General features: G+C 39.1%; 16 protein-coding genes. 10 read left to right on the top strand and 6 right to left on the bottom strand.

Annotated elements, in window-relative coordinates:
- Nucleotides 1-283: 283 nt before the first annotated feature.
- From alaS to CALSC_RS16470, 8 genes are all read left to right on the top strand, one after another.
- The gene (gene alaS / locus CALSC_RS16500; protein ID WP_088242400.1) at nt 284-2,929 is read left to right on the top strand and encodes an alanine--tRNA ligase; all 2,646 of its coding nucleotides are present in this window, start codon (nt 284-286) and stop codon (nt 2,927-2,929) included.
- A gap of 194 nt (nt 2,930-3,123) precedes the next feature.
- Nucleotides 3,124-3,330, top strand: coding sequence for a hypothetical protein (locus tag CALSC_RS16495; protein ID WP_088242399.1), 207 nt, complete (start codon nt 3,124-3,126; stop codon nt 3,328-3,330).
- A 187-nt stretch (nt 3,331-3,517) separates the two neighbouring features.
- Entirely contained in the window at nt 3,518-4,363 is an 846-nt protein-coding gene (locus CALSC_RS27520) for a hypothetical protein (protein WP_235006819.1), read from the top strand.
- A gap of 4 nt (nt 4,364-4,367) precedes the next feature.
- Nucleotides 4,368-4,733 carry a hypothetical protein gene (locus CALSC_RS16485; RefSeq protein WP_088242402.1) on the top strand — a complete coding sequence of 122 codons (366 nt, stop codon included), beginning with the start codon at nt 4,368-4,370 and terminating at the stop codon, nt 4,731-4,733.
- A gap of 7 nt (nt 4,734-4,740) precedes the next feature.
- Entirely contained in the window at nt 4,741-5,217 is a 477-nt protein-coding gene (locus CALSC_RS27515; RefSeq protein WP_235006818.1) for a hypothetical protein, read from the top strand.
- A 101-nt stretch (nt 5,218-5,318) separates the two neighbouring features.
- Nucleotides 5,319-5,504, top strand: a complete 186-nt coding sequence (locus CALSC_RS27510) for a hypothetical protein (RefSeq protein WP_235006817.1) — start codon at nt 5,319-5,321, stop codon at nt 5,502-5,504.
- Nucleotides 5,505-5,611: 107 nt separating this feature from the next.
- Entirely contained in the window at nt 5,612-5,815 is a 204-nt protein-coding gene (locus CALSC_RS16475; protein WP_088242398.1) for a hypothetical protein, read from the top strand.
- Entirely contained in the window at nt 5,793-6,122 is a 330-nt protein-coding gene (locus CALSC_RS16470; protein ID WP_088242397.1) for a type II toxin-antitoxin system PemK/MazF family toxin, read from the top strand. Before CALSC_RS16475 ends, CALSC_RS16470 begins: the two co-directional genes overlap by 23 nt.
- A gap of 31 nt (nt 6,123-6,153) precedes the next feature.
- Here the strand turns inward: CALSC_RS16470 and CALSC_RS16465 are convergent, their stop codons facing one another.
- Nucleotides 6,154-7,329 carry an extracellular solute-binding protein gene (locus CALSC_RS16465; RefSeq protein ID WP_088242396.1) on the bottom strand — a complete coding sequence of 392 codons (1,176 nt, stop codon included), beginning with the start codon at nt 7,327-7,329 and terminating at the stop codon, nt 6,154-6,156.
- A gap of 578 nt (nt 7,330-7,907) precedes the next feature.
- Here CALSC_RS16465 and CALSC_RS16460 point away from each other — a divergent pair.
- Nucleotides 7,908-8,288, top strand: coding sequence for a hypothetical protein (locus CALSC_RS16460; RefSeq protein ID WP_088242395.1), 381 nt, complete (start codon nt 7,908-7,910; stop codon nt 8,286-8,288).
- A 163-nt stretch (nt 8,289-8,451) separates the two neighbouring features.
- Here the strand turns inward: CALSC_RS16460 and cobT are convergent, their stop codons facing one another.
- The 3 genes from cobT to CALSC_RS16445 form a co-directional block, all read right to left on the bottom strand.
- Nucleotides 8,452-9,588, bottom strand: coding sequence for a nicotinate mononucleotide-dependent phosphoribosyltransferase CobT (gene cobT, locus CALSC_RS16455; RefSeq protein WP_088242394.1), 1,137 nt, complete (start codon nt 9,586-9,588; stop codon nt 8,452-8,454).
- Between the two features lie 167 nt (nt 9,589-9,755).
- Nucleotides 9,756-10,490, bottom strand: coding sequence for a DUF2232 domain-containing protein (locus tag CALSC_RS16450; protein WP_088242393.1), 735 nt, complete (start codon nt 10,488-10,490; stop codon nt 9,756-9,758).
- A 171-nt stretch (nt 10,491-10,661) separates the two neighbouring features.
- A complete protein-coding gene (locus CALSC_RS16445; RefSeq protein WP_088242392.1) occupies nt 10,662-11,360 on the bottom strand; it encodes a Crp/Fnr family transcriptional regulator in 699 nt (232 codons plus the stop codon).
- 660 nt (nt 11,361-12,020) lie between these two features.
- Between CALSC_RS16445 and CALSC_RS16440 the strand changes: the two genes are divergently transcribed.
- Nucleotides 12,021-15,995: a hypothetical protein gene (locus CALSC_RS16440; RefSeq protein WP_088242391.1), complete on the top strand. Its 3,975-nt coding sequence runs from the start codon at nt 12,021-12,023 to the stop codon at nt 15,993-15,995.
- A 239-nt stretch (nt 15,996-16,234) separates the two neighbouring features.
- Here CALSC_RS16440 and CALSC_RS16435 read toward each other — a convergent pair whose 3' ends face one another.
- Nucleotides 16,235-17,152, bottom strand: a complete 918-nt coding sequence (locus tag CALSC_RS16435) for an ABC transporter permease (protein WP_088242390.1) — start codon at nt 17,150-17,152, stop codon at nt 16,235-16,237.
- Nucleotides 17,153-17,486: 334 nt separating this feature from the next.
- A partial coding sequence (locus CALSC_RS16430) for a BON domain-containing protein (protein ID WP_235006816.1) occupies nt 17,487-17,937 on the bottom strand: 451 nt, incomplete at its 5' end.

Genomic DNA, 17,937 nt, shown 5'->3' with positions numbered 1-17,937 from the left:
AAACTAGATTATTTTTACATAAGTAATAAGTTGATTTACGTAAGTACCATGAGCTACGGATAGTAATCATCCTATTAGTAGTTACATTTGCTTAGTTGATGGTACAGATATCTAATTTAAAGGACGCAACAGGCTCAAGCCAGAAGGCTACAACAACCAAATCAAATCCACCTACGACTGATAACCTATAATATTGATTTGCGGGACTTACCCACAGGAAGCTAGAAATCCAGTTTATTTGCATAAGTCCTACATTTTTGCCAAAACCCTTTTGTCAACACCCATGACCGATTATCCCCAAAAACTCAGCGGTAACGAAATTCGTCAAAAATTCCTTGACTTCTATGCCCAAAAAGGGCACCAAGTCGTCAAGAGTGCGTCCCTGGTACCAGAAGATCCAACCGTGCTGCTGACAATCGCGGGGATGCTACCATTTAAGCCAATCTTTCTCGGACAGCGCACCCCTGAATATCCCCGAGCAACTTCTTCTCAAAAGTGTATTCGCACTAACGATATTGAAAATGTCGGACGCACGAAACGCCATCATACTTTCTTTGAGATGCTGGGTAATTTCAGCTTTGGGGATTATTTCAAGGAACAGGCTATAGCTTGGGGTTGGGAAATCTCTACACAAATATTTGGGTTACCAAAATCATGTCTCGTTGTCAGTGTTTATCATGAAGATGAAGCAGCCTATGCTATCTGGCGTGATAAAATTGGGGTGCCTGAAACACGTATCCAGCGCCTGGGAGCGGATGATAACTTTTGGGCTTCCGGTGCCACTGGTCCTTGTGGGCCATGTTCGGAAATATACTATGATTTTCACCCAGAATTAGGGGATGATAATATTGATTTAGAAGATGATTCCCGGTTTATTGAGTTCTACAACTTGGTATTTATGGAATCTAACCGGGATGGTTCAGGTAATTTAACACCTTTGGCAAATAAAAATATTGATACCGGGATGGGTTTGGAGAGGATGGCGCAAATTCTCCAACAGGTTCCCAATAATTATGAAACTGATTTAATTCTCCCCATTATTAAAACAGCAGCAGATATTGGGGGGATTGATTACGCCACCAGTGATGAGAAAACTAAAGTTTCCCTGAAGGTAATTGGTGATCACATCCGGGCTGTAGTTCACATGATAGCCGATCAAATCCGTGCTTCCAATGTGGGGAGGGGTTATGTATTGCGGCGTTTAATTCGCCGAGTGGTACGTCATGGTAGATTAATTGGGATTGAAGGAGAATTTACCACCAAAGTTGCCGAAACTGCGATCGCTCTGGGTGAGTCAGCTTATCCCAATTTGCGACAACGAGAAAATGCGATTAAAGCGGAGTTGCAACGGGAAGAAGCTAATTTTCTCAAGACTTTGGAACGGGGGGAGAAAATTCTCGCAGAAATTATTGCTAAGTTGAAGCAGCAAGGTAAAACCGTAATTAGTGGGGAGTCAGCATTTAAACTTTACGATACCTATGGCTTTCCCTTGGAATTAACCCAGGAAATTGCTGAAGAAGAGGGTTTAACCATTGATAATGATGGTTTTGGCGTGGAAATGCAAAGGCAAATCGAACGGGCTAAATCTGCCCACGAAACCATTGATTTAACGGTTCAAGGTTCCCTGGATAAGTTAGCTGAACATATCCATGCTACGGAATTCCTTGGTTATACCCAAGTATCTACATCCGCCACAGTTGAGGTATTGTTAGTAGATGGGATTTCCCAAGAAGAGGCAGAAGCGGGAACAGAAGTACAAATAGTTCTTAACCAAACCCCATTCTATGCGGAATCCGGGGGACAAATTGGGGATAAGGGTTATTTCTCTGGGGATGGTTTTGTTGTCACCATTGAGGATGTGCAGAAAGAATCTGATTTCTTCGTTCACTTCGGACGTATAGAACGGGGTACAATCAGGGTAGGGGATACAATTACCGCCCAAATCGATCGCAGTTGTCGTCGTCGTGCTCAAGCAAACCATACTGCAACCCACCTCTTACAAGCGGCGTTAAAGAACATTGTTGATGATGGAATTTCCCAAGCTGGTTCTTTGGTATCCTTCGATAGATTGCGCTTTGACTTTAACTGTCCCCGTGGTTTAACCCCAGAGGAAATTACCCAAATCGAATCACAGGTAAATACTTGGATTGGGGAAGCACATACCGCTAACATAGAAACCATGCCCCTAGAACAAGCCAAAGCCAAAGGTGCGATCGCTATGTTTGGGGAAAAGTATTCTGAAGTAGTGCGAGTAATTGATTTTCCCAGCGTGTCGATGGAATTGTGTGGGGGTACTCACGTCAGTAATACTGCTGAGATTGGTGTATTTAAAATTATTTCTGAGGCGAGTGTTTCTTCTGGGGTGCGGCGGATAGAAGCGGTTTCTGGCCCCGCAATTCTTGACTATCTCAATGTTAGGGACATAGTAGTTAAGGATTTAAGCGATAGGTTTAAAGTCAAACCAGAGGAAATACCAGAAAGAATTACTACCCTGCAAACAGAACTGAGAAATAGCCAGAAGCAAATAGATAATTTGAAATCGGAGTTAGCGATCGCAAAATCGGATAGTTTAATCTCAACGGTGGAATCTGTGGGTGAGTTTAAGATATTAGTCGCCCAAATGGAAGATGTTGATGCAGCTTCTTTGCAAACCGCAGCCGAAAGGTTACAGCAGAAAATCGGTAGTGGTGCGGCTGTGGTGTTGGGTTCTATACCCGAACCAGGGAAAGTTAGTTTGGTAGCTGCATTCTCCCCAGAGGTGAATAAGAAAGGTTTACAAGCAGGTAAATTTATCGGTGCTGTTGCGAAGATTTGTGGCGGTGGCGGTGGTGGTAGACCGAATTTAGCCCAAGCTGGGGGAAGGGATGGGAGTAAGTTACCGGAGGCGTTGGAGAAGGCGCGGGGTGATTTGCAAACTGGTTTGGGTTAAAATCTACAGGCATTTTATTTGCTTGATAAGCTTTAACAAATTTGTAGTGGGTTAGACAAATGTCTAACCCATATTTCTTAGAGTACAAAAATTAGAAATTGGAATTGTAAATGTCTCAAGGGGAATGTTATTTTGATATGCTTTTTCTTTAACTTCATTTCCAGTAGTTTCCACAAAGACATGACAAGTAGTTTATGAGTATTAACGCTTTTGTAGATAATGGCTTCTCCCCAGGTAGGGAATTCTGTGTAAAATTTTTGTCTAGTCCAGAATTCAATGCTAAAACTCTCCAAACACTTGTTTCATCAGGCAAAAGCAAGAAGAAGGAAGAAATAGCTACACTCATAGCAGATGCACTTGAAAAAAAGAAACTCACCCCAGAACAGGTACTCTTAGCATAAGTAGTTAAACATAATTAATTACACAATTTCATTGCGAGTGTAACGGAGTGAAACGAAGCAATCGAAAGGGTTAGGATTACTTCGCGTAGTTCGTAATAATGGTAAATATTTTTGTTGACTTACTTATGTAAAACAACCAAGAATGTGGTTGAGTGTAAAAAGTGGTTCATGTACTTGTACTCCAAATTTGAATCCTTCGGAATCCTTGTTAACTGAATTTGGAGAAGATGGTTGGTACGGACCAATCCAAGAGCTTAATAATGAACAACAGAAATGGTATATTCGGACTTATAAAGTAACTGATTATGTTCATCGGGGAATTGGAATAGCGGGAGAATTGGACGAACGCCATATTCGCTGGTCTGTTGTTGCTGAAGTTGGAGAAAACTACATCGCTTTATATTGGGATGGGTTCACCTTTAGCTCAGTAACCCAAGAACATATAGGTCAACCTGCTCAATTTCCTTTCTGGAATCATATTCCGGGTTTTTTTGATGAACTAGCTAATCATTGTCAAGCTAAATGGCAGCATCCTGAGCTTCATAAACTAATTCTGCATGATATGTGGGATAAATATCTCAATAAGTCTCCCTATAAATGGAGGCATCTACGTGTTCGAGCCGAAGCTTCAGGATTAGTTATCAATGCTCACAGTTCTGGAGTAAAAGAAATTGATGTTAGAGGATTACAAGCTCTATCACAAAAACTAACTCAATCTGTCCTAAGTGCAATTGGCATCAGGGATGATTCAGAGAAGATGAATAATGCCGAAAATGCCATTTTATGGACTCTGATAAAAGAGTGGGGCACAAAATCCTATGAATTTAGTCTTCATAAGGAATTTGCTTCAAGTAATGTAGAGGGAGAAAACTTACAAAACGAGCATCTCATCAAAGCACACTGCTATTTTAGATTCAAACCCAATTCTAAAACTCAAGACTGTCTTCAACATCTCAAGTGCTATTCAGGATATTATGGTGGTAGTACAGGCGTTCTGAACTTCATATTGAGGGAACTTGGACTTCGAGGCTAAGGCTATGGCTAGCTTCATCAGCAAAGGGCATTTAGATTTTCTGTCTGATAGGCAGAAAGATGAACTGAAAAAATACTTCACTCAGGCATTGACAAACGTGATGCCACACCAACTTGCTGTGCAATTGGGGATAGAATATTCTAAAGCTCTTGCTATCTTGACACTTCTCGAAGCAGAGGGGTTGTGTGAACTCAAACTACTTATATATCACAATTGTGAGCCTGATGTACCAGCAGGAGCAATTCCTTTTGGTCAAGGTTTTCCTAATTTGCCTTGGGTTTGTCCACTTTGTGAAAGTAGCGTGGAAGACAAGGATGAGCTATCGTTTGATATTATGGCTGAGTTTAAGCAGAAAATAGAGCTAGTTTGATCAAGTTATGCGTAGTCAAGAGCAATTTATTGAAGATGCTATTAATGCAATAGAGTCGATCAAACCAGAGAATCCAGCATCAAATAAATTAGCTTCTTACTTATACATAGCAGATAAAAAACTATCTGATTACTTAGATAAGCTTGTTGAATTTACACAATTAAAAAAACCTACACAACAACAATCAAAAAGAGCTGGCAAGTTACTAGAACAGATTGTATTGCTGGTTTTTAAAGGATTAAAAGGTATCCAAACTATCAAAAGTTTTCAGTCAGCAGGTCCTCAATACGATCTTCTGGTAAGTGGAGATGATTTGCCTTGGTCGTTAGTATGTAAAATTTTATATCTCAACTTGAACCAGAGAGATATTGTAATTGAAGCAAAAGCAACAAAGGCTCCTGTTCCAGATAAACAATTTGCTCGCTTGTGTAGCATTATGGAATTGAATCTACAAGGTGCAGGACTTGGTATTTTTTTACCCTAAATGGTGCTACAGGTTTTCCCAAACAAGGTGATTCAAAAAGACAACGAGCAATTCGTGATTGTAAACTTCGCCAAATACTTTTCCACGCCAAAACAAATAAAATGATAGTTGTTTTAGATAAAGACGATATATCAGGGTTGACTAACAACGGAACATTGATTCAAATACTTACCAGAAAAATCAAAGATTTATTTGAATTGAGTGGTTTACCTACTACTCCAGCCGAACAATTTCAGGAGATAGATTTACCTGAACATTTAAAAATTTTATATGATTCTGGTGATTAAATCATATAAATAACCACCTCATTGAACACTGTATCTAACTCGTAAATTTTGGAAAAGCTGCAAGAAAAAGCATAAAATAGAAAGTATACTTTCATCACACAATACCAATGATAAAAACCCTTTGGGCTACTGTTCGACAAGGAAAAATTGAATTATTGGAACCAACGGAAATTCCGGAAGGTACCAAAATATTAGTAACCTTATTACCTGATGATGAGGCTGATTTTTGGTTCCAGGCTAGTCAAGCTTCTTTAGATAAGGTGTGGGATAATACAGAGGATGATGTTTATGTCCAGCTACTGCAAAAATGACATCATCTTGGTGCGGTATCCTTTTTCAGATTTATCAAGTTCAAAAGTTAGACCTGCTGTTGTTGTAAATGCACCACACGTATCCCAAGATATTTTGATTGTTCCCCTGACAAGTAAAACCACATCATTACTTCCCGGCGAATTTATACTTACTGAATGGTCAACAGCAGGATTAAATGTACAAACAGCAGTCAAGCGTGGTTTATACACAGTAGATTGTAGTTTAGTCGTTGCAATTATTGGCAAACTAGCTAATTCTGATTCTGAGCAACTAGAAGAATCTTTACGAGGTTGGTTAGGAATATAATTAGACACATCTGATGTAAAACCCCCGATAACTACCCATTCCTAATCTTGGCAAATAAAGACTCATACTTTGCTGCAATGTCTGGCGCTAAAAAATTAATCAACTCACTTTTATTTAAAACCTCAGCATTATTTAACAAAAAATTTCTTAATGGCTTCTGAACTTCAGAATCTTTAATTTTAGTTGCGATGGGAGAATTACTTTTAGTTAGCAAAGTAATTTGTTTAGCAGTCTCCTTTTGCCAACAAAAATCAATCCATTTGTATGATAAATCCAGACGTTCTTGATTTGTTAATTCTGCTTTGTAAGGACGTACCCACATATCCGCCCATAACGCCGTTCCAGACTGGGAAATCACTGCTGATAATTTGGGATTGCGGACAATAACTGGCAATATATCACTAGACCAACCAACTGCAAGCCAGGTATCTCCAATCATTAATGGTTCCAGATATCGATCAGAACTATAAAATTTAACTTGTTTATTAAGCGATCGCAATTCCTTCTCTAATTCTGGTACAGAGTCTAGATTCTCTGTATTATATGATTTGCCCAGCTTCTTTAACACCAAGCCAATAACTTCCCGTGGTTGTTCTAAAACAGAAATGCGATCGCGTAGATCAGGATGCCACAAATCCTGCCAATCTTGAGGTTGCCATCCCAATTCTTTAAACTTATCTCGGCGATATACAATCATTGTGCTACCCCAACGATAAGGAGCCGCCCAAATTTTCCCTTGAGCATCTAGTTTACCTTCTTGGTTCCTTCTCACTAATTTCTGCCACTGTGGAGGTAAACTAGACCAATTGGCAAGTTTTTCTAGCTTTTCTTGCTCCAACGGCTGAATCAACTCCTCCTGAATTGCTACATCCAGCCAATAATTTCCCATAGTCACTAAGTCAGCTACCCTATCTGTTTGAGATCGCCAAAACCGTAAAGATACATTCCATTGTTTTTTCTCAGCAGATTTTTTTGGCTGTCTCCAAGTTTGTAATTGCTTAAATAATGGCTGTAACTGCTCCACAGGGGAAAATTTTAATTGTGTCTTTTGTTTAATACTTTGACCAAACCTTTTAACCAATCTATCAGGAATAGAATTTTTTAATAAGATTACTTTGAACTTTACCTGTTGCGTATTACCACATCCAACCAATAGTTGTGATATTGCTATGGACGAAATACCTTGCAAAAAATATCTGCGGTGCATTATTGATTGTTAATTTTTTACTATAGCTCATAACCATTTAAGCAGAGACTTGACTGGAATAGCACAGCAGATTGAAGAAGTCAGGAGGGAGTCCCGATGAAAAATAATTTGCACCACCAATTATCTAAGTAGAATTTTCCCTTCTCCCAACTCCCAACTATCAACTATCAACTCCCCAAAGTATTAATACTGATATATTTTCAGATTAAGAAACATATTTTTTTATCAATAATCTATAAAATCAAGACTTTCAGAATAATTACGCAGATTGTTAAGTAATAATTAACTGCTAAATTTATACTATATCTTCCTTTCCAGGAATTGTATTTTTTATAGGAAATCCCTGAAACTTGATTCAGGATGCCATCAATTTTATTAAATCTTTATAAAGATCACAATTAAAGTAACAATATAGAATCATAGTCTGAGAAAATTAATCTTACTCAACATAGTGATGTAGTTAAGCTTCTTCAACTAATCATATATCTTGCCAAAACTTAAAAAAAACATAAACATCCTTAACATTGAGTCAATATTGAATAATATAGAAAAGATAACTCAGTGTATGAGGTTATAAAATGGAGTCTTTGCATAATCAAATTGTGACATTGAGCAATAAGGTTGATGCCATTTATCAAGTTATTGAGCGACTAGATGAAAAAGTCTCTCAAACACTATCAGAATGCACCTTAGCCAATCAGAAAGAAGCCACAGAAAGCTCTTGGAAGAATCTGGAAGCTGATAGCTATCGATTAAGAACGAATTTAAGTTTTAATCCAGAATTGGAACATAAAGATGTGCTAGTCGATGCCATATATCCCGAATCCAATGTGCAAGGAGGAGAACAACAATTAACCCCAGAAATTCAACTCCAAAGACTGACAGCCCAATTAACAGCCGCTTATAATCGTATAGCAGCTTTAGAAGAGCAATTACTCCTCAAGAGAATCAACTCTTGACATCTAGAATATAAGCCTTTGTTAATTTTGCCGTTAGAAAATAGCTTAATTTCTGGGAGTAATCGGCAGTTCGGTGAAAAGTAATCAGAATTTCTCCCACAGTAAGATAGAAAAAAATCAGAATTTTTGTTTAGATTCCAGTAATTAGGGGTACTGGAAAATTCTAATTTGGGTGAATTTTTTGATAAAGTTCCAGTTGGGATTCAATCGCTTCTAAAAGATGAATTTGCTGCCAATTATGGCTTAGGTAAGCAGCAATACAAGTGCCTCCTGCACCCACACCTTCTTTGACAAAGCCCTGTTCATAAGCTTGAAGTTGAGGGTAACGAGAATGAACAAAATTTAATTGCGTCGCAACTAAAGGTGGAGGAGATTCGCCTAAATTGCGACTCTGCTCAGCAACTAGCTGTGCTAATTCTATGGTGCTACCACTGGGGTCTTCCACAACCCATCGGGTAGTACCTATAATCACCTCTGTTGGCTGCCAAGTTAAACTATGGGCATGGGCAATGGCACTTGTTAGAGCATACACTGCCAACATTTGCGTCCCTCCTGCCAACATGACACCGCAACTACGGCTAGCAGTGATCGCCATCCCTGCAACTAATACTTGCATGGGATCGCCCACCGCAGCTACTATTTGTAGAGGATCTAGAGTATTTTGCATATCATGAATATGTTTTAGTCCTGCTTGCACCACCTGCCATTTTTGGGTGTGATTGCAAGTAGGATGACTGCTGTTTACCTTTCCAGCAGCAGCAATACCTAAACCAGTTAAAATTGCCAATGCAGTTGTAGTCCCGCCCACAACGCATTCACCAATGATTAAATATCCATTGCTAATATTACTAGCTAAATGTTCTCCCCATTGCAACCCTTGCTCCAGTAGGTGATGGACTGTACTCATTGTCATTGCAGCACCACTACTCAAGCATTTAGCCGGTTTACCACCTAAATCAATCGCTGGAACTGCGGGAGAATAGGGTAAACCTGCATTAAATAAATAAATTGGTATCTTGAGTGACTCAATTACAGCGCGGGAAATGAGGACAGGAGAAGCTCCAGCAATTAGGGGTGGTAAAGGATATTGGGGTTTTGGTTTGGAAACACCATAGTATAAAAATTCTGCATCTGCACAAGCTGTATATTTGCGATCTTCAGGAGTCCGTCCAGCTGCGGAAATTCCTGGGATCAAACCTGTAGCAGTAAAACCTAAAACACAGGCAAATGTGGATGAAGTACCTCTATAACGATCTATCCATGCTTCCGCTTGGTTCAATTGAGTGTAAATGCGAATCATCCGATTTTAAATTTGGGATTTTGAGGACAGTGTGGTCTTGGGGAGCCAGCGTTGTAGACGGGATGAATAAAGCCTCTTCATTCATGAAGAAAAATAATTAAAATGAATCATTCTTTGAATCTTCTGGCTTGAGGCAGAGGTTAAACTTATTACTTATTACTTGTGATTTACTCATAATCCAATAAGACTTGTACCCAACGTGGAGGACGGGGGATGGGATTACCCAAACGGTCTAATAATAACCATGCCGCTAAATGTACCACAAACAAATAAATCAAATTATTTAGCACAATTAAAGCGATCGCTCCTACCTGAATCAAGAATATACTAGGAGTTGTTAAGAGACTGAAACTGATAAATAACCATTCCAAAAAACTTGTTACCTGGTTAATTGCATACACCCATAAATCTTCACCGGAGAGCACAGAAAACAACCAAATACGGAAAAATGCCCCTAAAGTCCCCAATAATGTTCCCAAGGTAATAGAAACTATCCAAGGAACGCGACGATACCATGTTGCCCCTAAAAGTACTCCCATAAAAGCATAGGGCATAACAAACAACAAGCTACGGGTTGGTCCCACCAACACCATCAGCAATAATCCCGATACCACTGCTGCCATCCATGCTGCTCTCCTGCCCCAACGGAGATAAACTAAGGCAATAGGAACAGGGAAAAATATCTTTAACACTGGACCTAAAGGGAAGTAGAAATTGATAAACCAAATTAAACTGGCAGTACTAGCTAAAAAAGCTGTCTCTACCATCCTCAAAGGGGCATCTACCTTGAGTTTCGGTCTTTTAAAATGCTGTTGTGAGTTGGAGTTTTGATTGGAGGATGTTGCCGAGTTTACAGAAAGAATTTCTTCTGGTTCTTCAGCACCGGAGTCTAGAATGCTCATGTTTAAGTGGGAGTTGGGGGTTGGGAGTTGATAGTTGTTAGTTGTTAGTTGGGAGTTGATAGTTGGGAGTTGTTAGTTGTTAGTTGGGAGTTGTTATGCCATTTCTCTAAATCCTGGCTACAGATAATTCTCCCCCTGCTCCCTGCTCCCTGCTCCCTGCCTTCTTTATTGTTAGACTAGCATTTTTTCTAGGGCGGATATTTCGGGAATGCAAATAGTCTCTGATTTGCGCTGAATTAATCCTTTTTTTTCTAATCTGGTTAATACCCTAGTCACTGTTTCCCTTGCCAGTCCACTTAAACTACTCAATTCCCGGTGGGGTAAGTTGGGAATTTCTGTACCTGTTTGTCCTTGCTTACCTTGTCCCTCAGCTAAAAATAAAAGTGTGTCTGCTACCCGAGACTGGCTATCTGATTCCCGCAATCGTAATCGCCGATTTACTTGTCTTAAGCGTCTAGCCATTAATTGGGATAACCTAACTCCCGCCAAAGGTTCTTGGTGTAAAAAATTAACAAAATCTTGTGATGGCATACTACCAATGATAGTAGTAGTTAAAGTAATTACATCTGTAGAACGGGGTACTTCGTCCAGGGCAGCCATTTCACCAAATAGTTCCCCCATACCAAGAATATTCAGGGTTACTTCTTTACCTTCCAAATTGTATGTACGAATTTTCACCCAACCGTCTAAAATAAAATATACTGAACCACCCCAGTCATTTTCCAGTAATATTACTTGGTTTGCAGGATGGGTACGGGTCACAAGATGGGTCAAGGCTGCTTCCACAACTTCTGCCGACAAGCCTTGAAATAAAGGTGTCGAGATAATTTGAGGATTAGTTGTTGGCTGCAAGCTATATCTATCTTCCATTACGTCATTTGTAGGTAAGAGGCTATATACAAAAATTCAAATGAATATTGTTACTCTAAGTTATAAAAACACAGCCTTGGCCATAAAGCCAAATTCTGTGAACACAAAACACGCCCTCCGGGTTGCAATAAACCCATTTTTGTATATAAATATAATCACATCAAGGTTCTTATAGCCTGTATTTGCACGAAAACTCCCATACAGCAAAATTATGACTGTGAATTGCTGATGGCACACACTGAGTCGCAAAGCAAAATACTACGCGAACGTAGTAACGTCCCGTAGTGGTTCCTAACCTTTCCAGGAAGTGAGCTTTACGCAACTCCAATGAGGAGCATCACTAACTATGCTACAAATTTTACGACTTAATGGCCAAAGATAAATAAATATAAATCATACTCCAAGAGATTAATTTTTTGCTAACGTGAGATTTTTACCTGCTTTGTTATGTAAATGAACTGTGTGTAACTAATTGTTAAAAATAGGGAACAAATAAATAACCCCTAACCTGAATTTTCAGGTTTGAATAGTGTGACAATTGTTTGGGTGACACTAATAACTGTTAGGCAAATTTGCAACACCTATCCGTTGGTAAATTTTATATTTTGAAGATAAATCTCTCACAAGTAAACATATAATTTTTAGCTAAGGTAAATAAAAGTGACTTCCAGAATTACTGAAATTCAAACCCTGATTGCAGATATTGACGGCTTACTCACTAACAAAAACAACCTGCTGTCTCGATTCATCCCGACTCAAGAACAAGAAGCTAAAGTTGTTTTAGAGCGGATTCGTGAGTTTCTTGCTCGTTTAGAGGAAGCTGAAGCCCAAGCAGATAATTTCCATCGTGAATACCCGTCGCGCTCTCCACGTTCTCCTTTGTTGGCTCAATTTGCAGATCGAGAAGGTCAACTAGGGGAAAAGCCATTATCTCATTATCCGGATGTTTCTGGATTACTAAAGCCTTTACAAGCAGAATTGCAAACATTATTGCAGGAACGAGCTAATTTGGTGCAGGAAATTAGGCAATTAGAGCAAAAGCGATTGCATAATTACTCTGTAGCCCAGCAAATAGAAAATCAAGAGCAGATGATTTCCCAATTTTTGCATGTGCTGATGAATCGCATACAAGGAAAATTGTCACTCAATTCTGGGAAGAATGATTCTCTCCTCGCTCCCGAAGAAGTATCCTTAGATATAGCTGGGCAGGTTGACCATTTAAGTCAGCTAGCAAATGAGTTGGATCGACGTTTAGCAGCCTTGGATGGGACTGTAAATGTTGCATTTGAGGGGCTAGAACGTAATGTTTATGATTACCATGAATCTCTATCCCAAGCAGTAGCAAGAATGCACAGTAAGGGAATAGAAGGGGAGGAGTTATTAGTAGCTTTAATTGATAATTTAACTCGAGTTTTACAGCAAAAGAGGTCTTTAGGTCAATCACAGTTAGATGTACAGCCGGAAACTTTGCCTATAGAACCATCTCTATCAACAAAGGAAGAATATAAGCATGGAGATGATCTAGCCTCAAATATTGATCGCGAACTTTCATCCCAGGAATTATTTGATAACAGTGAATTTGAGGATTTATCTGTTGACCAAAAATACTACCCATCGACTGGAGAAGATCAACCAGTTTCTCCACAGTCTGATACTGGAATTGCTCACACAACTTTAGGACTAAATAATAATTCTCACGATTCTGTAAGCGATCGCGTTGATCAACTTTATGCTAGCTTATTTGGCAGCGAAGATGAAAATATCACTGAAGATCTTCCACCAGCACAACTGGAATTACCCCAACCAAATACCGAGAATTTACTAGATATCAATCCAAACTCAGCAACTATATCTACGGAAGATAATACAGCTCCAGCATTGACAACCCAGGAATTGGCTCAAGATAATCCCAGGGATGCCACTAACACAGATGAAATTCCAGACAATTCCTTCGCAACAGATATGTGGTTTGATCGCCCAGATGCTGGGTTATTAGGAAACAGTCATATCCACCGTACTATACCCCAAGAGTTAGAAGCAAAAAATAATAACTTAGACATAAGTGAAAATACGGCTAAAAAGTTGCCAATAGATGCTGATAATATTCCCCCACTTGCAGAAAAAGCTGCCAAAGATGTTTCTGTGCCAGCTCCCAAGGAAAGCATCAGAGTTTTAACTGATTTATTTGATCTAGCAACAGAAGATGCTGAGCTTAATGAAGCTGATCAAGATTTAACTGATGAACACAATCCAGATAATTATCCAGTAAATGTAAATAATAATGCCCAATCCTTACTATTAGATACAGAACCGGGCTATTTAGAAAAATCTCTGGATGATTATACTTTAGCTTCTCCTGAGGAAAATTTATTAGCTGAAACGGTGAATCAAGAGACGGTAATGCCAGAAATTACCTTAAGTGAAGAGAACTTACAACAATTTTCACAGGACTTAGATCAGTTTGCTGGTGATTTCAATTCTCCAGAACAATCTCAACAGAATGTAGAACCAGAACCCATAGTAGAACCCATAGTAGAACCCATAGTAAATAAAATTACAGAAGCTACTTCCACCTTTGCAGCACAACAGGTAGTTAATGATGCTCAAGAAATAGCTGGCACCACGGAAATGAAATTAAACTCCACCCCAGATATGGCAGCTGCAACCCTAGCCAACCATGAAACTACCACCAACCAGCAATCAAATTCCTCTCTGAGTGTTTTTAACCCAGTAAGTACCCCAGATATTACTATTAATAGGGATGATGGAGTTTGGTACTTGGGAATTGATTTGGGAAGTACGGGAATTTCCGCCGCCCTGTTAAATCGTTCTACCACAGAAGTTTACCCTATTTACTGGTCAGCAGAAGAAATAAGCGATCCCAACTCCCCAGGAAATTCATTTCGCTTACCAGCAGAGGTTTACTTACCTGTAAATACCCTGGGGAAACAGCCAGAATTGGATCAAACATCCACCAATAGACTAGCTACTCCACCAGAATCATTACAAAATCTGTTTTCAGCTCAATTAAAGCCCTATTTACAAGTTGCCCTACCTTACAAAAATCAACAACAACAATGGGAGCCATCCTTAGAATTGAATGATTATTCCACCATTCCTTTAGTTTGGGTAATGCGATCGCTCTCCAAATTGTTGTTAACTCTCAAATCAGATCGTACCAGTACTACCCCTGGTTTAGTTGCCGCAGCAGTCGGACTTAACGAACAACAATTTCATCAAATTATCAATCAAATTGCGGGAGTAATCTGTAACTGTCCAGCTAACAGTTCTGAGCAATACCGCTTTAATCTCAGAGAAGCTTTAATCACAGGCAAAATCGTCCAACATCCCCAACAAGTATTCTTTATCGAAGAAGCGATCGCCAATTTACTGGCAGAATTGGATGATCCCAGTGGGGAAAAAGTCAAGTTTAATGGCCCCACAATTATCACCAAAGAACATCATCCCCTAGAAGGGAACACATTAATTATTAATATTGGTGCAGGTGCCACAGAAATGGGGCTAATTGATGTACCAAACAACCTGCTAGACTTAACTCACAATGATTTCATGCTTCATGGTTTTGCTTATGCAGGCAAAGGCATTGAGCAAGATATTATTTGCCAATTACTACTACCAGAAAAATGGCGAGAATCACGACTAACAACCCCAGAACCCAATCAAACTATCAGCAGTAATCCTTGGCATTGGCAAACATCTATCCCTGGTTTAGAGCAAATGCGTTGGGATAGTATCAGGTTAACAGAACTTAAACTTCCTCGTTCTGGAGAACCAGACATGGCTGAACGAATTCGTCTGCAACAACGGTTAGAAAGTTCTCTCCTAGGTAAAGCTGTATTAGATGCTGCCGTTGCCTTAAAGTTAATTTTGCAACACCAAGAATCCTTTACCCTAGAATTAGCAGATCAGCGATGGGTATTACAGCGTCGAGACTTAGAAAGCCAGGTATTTGTACCTTTTGTACGCCGACTCAACCGGGAATTGAATAAATTATTAGTAGCCCGTGGGATCCCCACAGAAGCTATTAATCAAGCCATCCTCACAGGAGGAGTAGCATCTATTAATGCTGTTAACCGTTGGTTACGACAAAAATTACCCAACGCCAAAATTATTCAAGATGCATACCTGGGCGAGAATGGTACTCCTAATTGCAGTCGTACAGCATATGGTTTGGCATTACTACCCTTACATCCCCAGGTTTTAGATATACCTAGACAACAATACACTGATTATTTCCTATTCACGGAATTATTGCGGCTATTGCCAGATAGAGCCATATCTGTGAATGAAATCACTCAATTATTTGAAGGACGTGGCATAAATACCCGTATTTGTCAACAACGGCTGTTAGCATTTTTAGAAGGGGAATTACCATCAGGTTTACTTCCTAGCACTAATGATTATCATTGGCTGGCACAGATTTCCCAGGATAATTCTTTCTATAAACAACTTGCAGCTGCACCCCTGTTTGAAAAACAAGGTAACATGACTTATCGTCCCAACTCTCAACAAATTAAATATCTGTTGACATATCTAGATGCCATTAAAAGTAGTACACAGCAATCACTGGAGGAACCCTATACAGTTAACTTTGCTTTAGGAGTTCCAGCTTAGTATAGTTATCAGCCCTTCTAGCCTGAAAATGGGGAGTGGGGAATCAGGAATCGGGAGTCGGGAGTCGGGAAGAGGTATTTTCATCCTTGATGGTGAAATTTTTTCATCGGGACTGCCTTCTTTCTGTCTCCTGCCTTGAAAATAGGGAGTAGGGAGTAGGGAGTAGGGAGTAGGGAGTCGGGCAGAGGTATTTTCATCCTTGGTGGTGAAATTTTTTCATCGGGACTGCCTTCTTCAATTTAACGCTTGGGTTTTACTTCACCGAACTTAATTAAAAGTGCGATCGCTATACTGACTACCAGGATTAAAGTAGAACTTAAAGCAGAACCAAACCCCCAGTTTTGTGCTGCACCAAGAAACTGATTATAAATTAGTCTGGCAGCTGTCATACTGGAAGCACCACCCAATAACTCTGGATTGATAAAATCTCCCATAGCACTAATAAATACTAGAAAAGAACCAGCTGTAATACTCGTAATGATTTGGGGTAGGGTAACTCGCCAAAAAGTTTGTACGCGATTTGCACCTAAATCTGCTGCTGCTTCTAATAAACGTTTATCTAATTTTTCTAACGAGGCATATAAAATTAAAACCATATATGGTAACAAGCTATAACTCATACCAATTAATACCGCTGGGCTGCGATTTAGTAACTCCAAATTTGGTAAACCAAAGTGATTCAGCAAACTATTCAGCAAGCCCGTAGGACGCAAAATCGTAATCCAAGCATAGGAACGCAGTAAGGAAGAAGTCCACAAAGGTAAGACAAATGCCAGTAAAAGCAAATTTCTCCAACCCCGTGGTGCATTTACAGCAATCCAGTAGGCAATTGGTAAGCCGAGAATTAAACAAATTACAGTAGTACCAATAGCAAAAAATAGCGATCGCCAGATGACTTGCAAGTATAAGGGATCGAATATTTTTATATAATTATCAAATCCCGTAGGATTAACTACATCACCAGGTCTAATTCCTGGAACTAAGCTTAATTCAATAATTATAAGGGTTGGTAATACCAGTAATAGCAATAACCAGATTCCTGCTGGTGCAAGCAACAATAAAGGTTGTAGCCATTTTGGTGTTGACTGATTTAATTTCTGTAAGCCACTAAGACTATGATCAGAATTAGATGGGGAATGGGTAATTTGAGTAGACACAGATCCAAATTAAAAATAATATTTTTTCAATTTATTTTTGATTTGATAAAAAATTATTAATTCTAACAGAATTGTATCCTAGTTACAGTCAATTGTCCGGTGGAGTCAAAGCGTGAAATTACTAATTGCTTATATAGGAATTTACTTTAATAAAAGTAAATTAAATATAATTTTTTGATAAGTTATCGGGAAAAAACAAGAAAATAGTAGAGGCCCATGATTATTGTGCCTCTACTATTTTCAATGTCTTAAAAATGGCTGTATAATTCTATAACTGTTGGATATAATTATCTCTTCTCAGATAACATACAGCTACAAGTCAACAACAAAACCATTAATATTTAGGAGCTTCAACAGTTGCTTCGATTTTAACAGCTTTAGTAGTTTTGAGTTGAGATACAATCTGTTCTACAATTTTCAACTCAGCTTCAGAACCCACTGTTCCTGTAATAGTGATATCATCATCTTTTTCTTGAACTTCTAAATTACTTTTAGGTAAAGCTTCCTTCAATTTAGCAGCAATGTCATTGGTTCCTTCTATATCAGCTGCATTGGTGTTTGCATCTGCTTCTACAGTATCAGTTGCTGGAGGTACAGTTTCAGTCACACTATCAGTTACAGGAGAAGCTGGTTCTACTGGTGTTTGGGCGGATTGAGTTGTGTCAGCTGGTTTTTCCGAAGAAGTTTGAGAAGCATTTTCCTGACAACCAACAGCACCAACCACTAAAATACCACTGATGAGAAAAGGAATAAATTTTGTCATTTTGATCTCCAAATTACTTAAG

Origin of the sequence: Calothrix rhizosoleniae SC01, from assembly GCF_900185595.1 — a bacterium.
GTDB lineage: Bacteria > Cyanobacteriota > Cyanobacteriia > Cyanobacteriales > Nostocaceae > Calothrix_A > Calothrix_A rhizosoleniae.
This window is presented reverse-complemented; position numbering and strand designations above follow the sequence as displayed.

Coding starts and splice junctions, on each gene's coding strand:
- alaS (WP_088242400.1), top strand. CDS start 284: ATGACCGATTATCCCCAAAAACTCAGCGGTAACGAAATTCGTCAAAAA.
- CALSC_RS16495 (WP_088242399.1), top strand. CDS start 3,124: ATGAGTATTAACGCTTTTGTAGATAATGGCTTCTCCCCAGGTAGGGAA.
- CALSC_RS16485 (WP_088242402.1), top strand. CDS start 4,368: ATGGCTAGCTTCATCAGCAAAGGGCATTTAGATTTTCTGTCTGATAGG.
- CALSC_RS27515 (WP_235006818.1), top strand. CDS start 4,741: ATGCGTAGTCAAGAGCAATTTATTGAAGATGCTATTAATGCAATAGAG.
- CALSC_RS27510 (WP_235006817.1), top strand. CDS start 5,319: ATGATAGTTGTTTTAGATAAAGACGATATATCAGGGTTGACTAACAAC.
- CALSC_RS16475 (WP_088242398.1), top strand. CDS start 5,612: ATGATAAAAACCCTTTGGGCTACTGTTCGACAAGGAAAAATTGAATTA.
- CALSC_RS16470 (WP_088242397.1), top strand. CDS start 5,793: ATGTCCAGCTACTGCAAAAATGACATCATCTTGGTGCGGTATCCTTTT.
- CALSC_RS16465 (WP_088242396.1), bottom strand. CDS start 7,329: ATGCACCGCAGATATTTTTTGCAAGGTATTTCGTCCATAGCAATATCA.
- CALSC_RS16460 (WP_088242395.1), top strand. CDS start 7,908: ATGGAGTCTTTGCATAATCAAATTGTGACATTGAGCAATAAGGTTGAT.
- cobT (WP_088242394.1), bottom strand. CDS start 9,588: ATGATTCGCATTTACACTCAATTGAACCAAGCGGAAGCATGGATAGAT.
- CALSC_RS16450 (WP_088242393.1), bottom strand. CDS start 10,490: ATGAGCATTCTAGACTCCGGTGCTGAAGAACCAGAAGAAATTCTTTCT.
- CALSC_RS16445 (WP_088242392.1), bottom strand. CDS start 11,360: ATGGAAGATAGATATAGCTTGCAGCCAACAACTAATCCTCAAATTATC.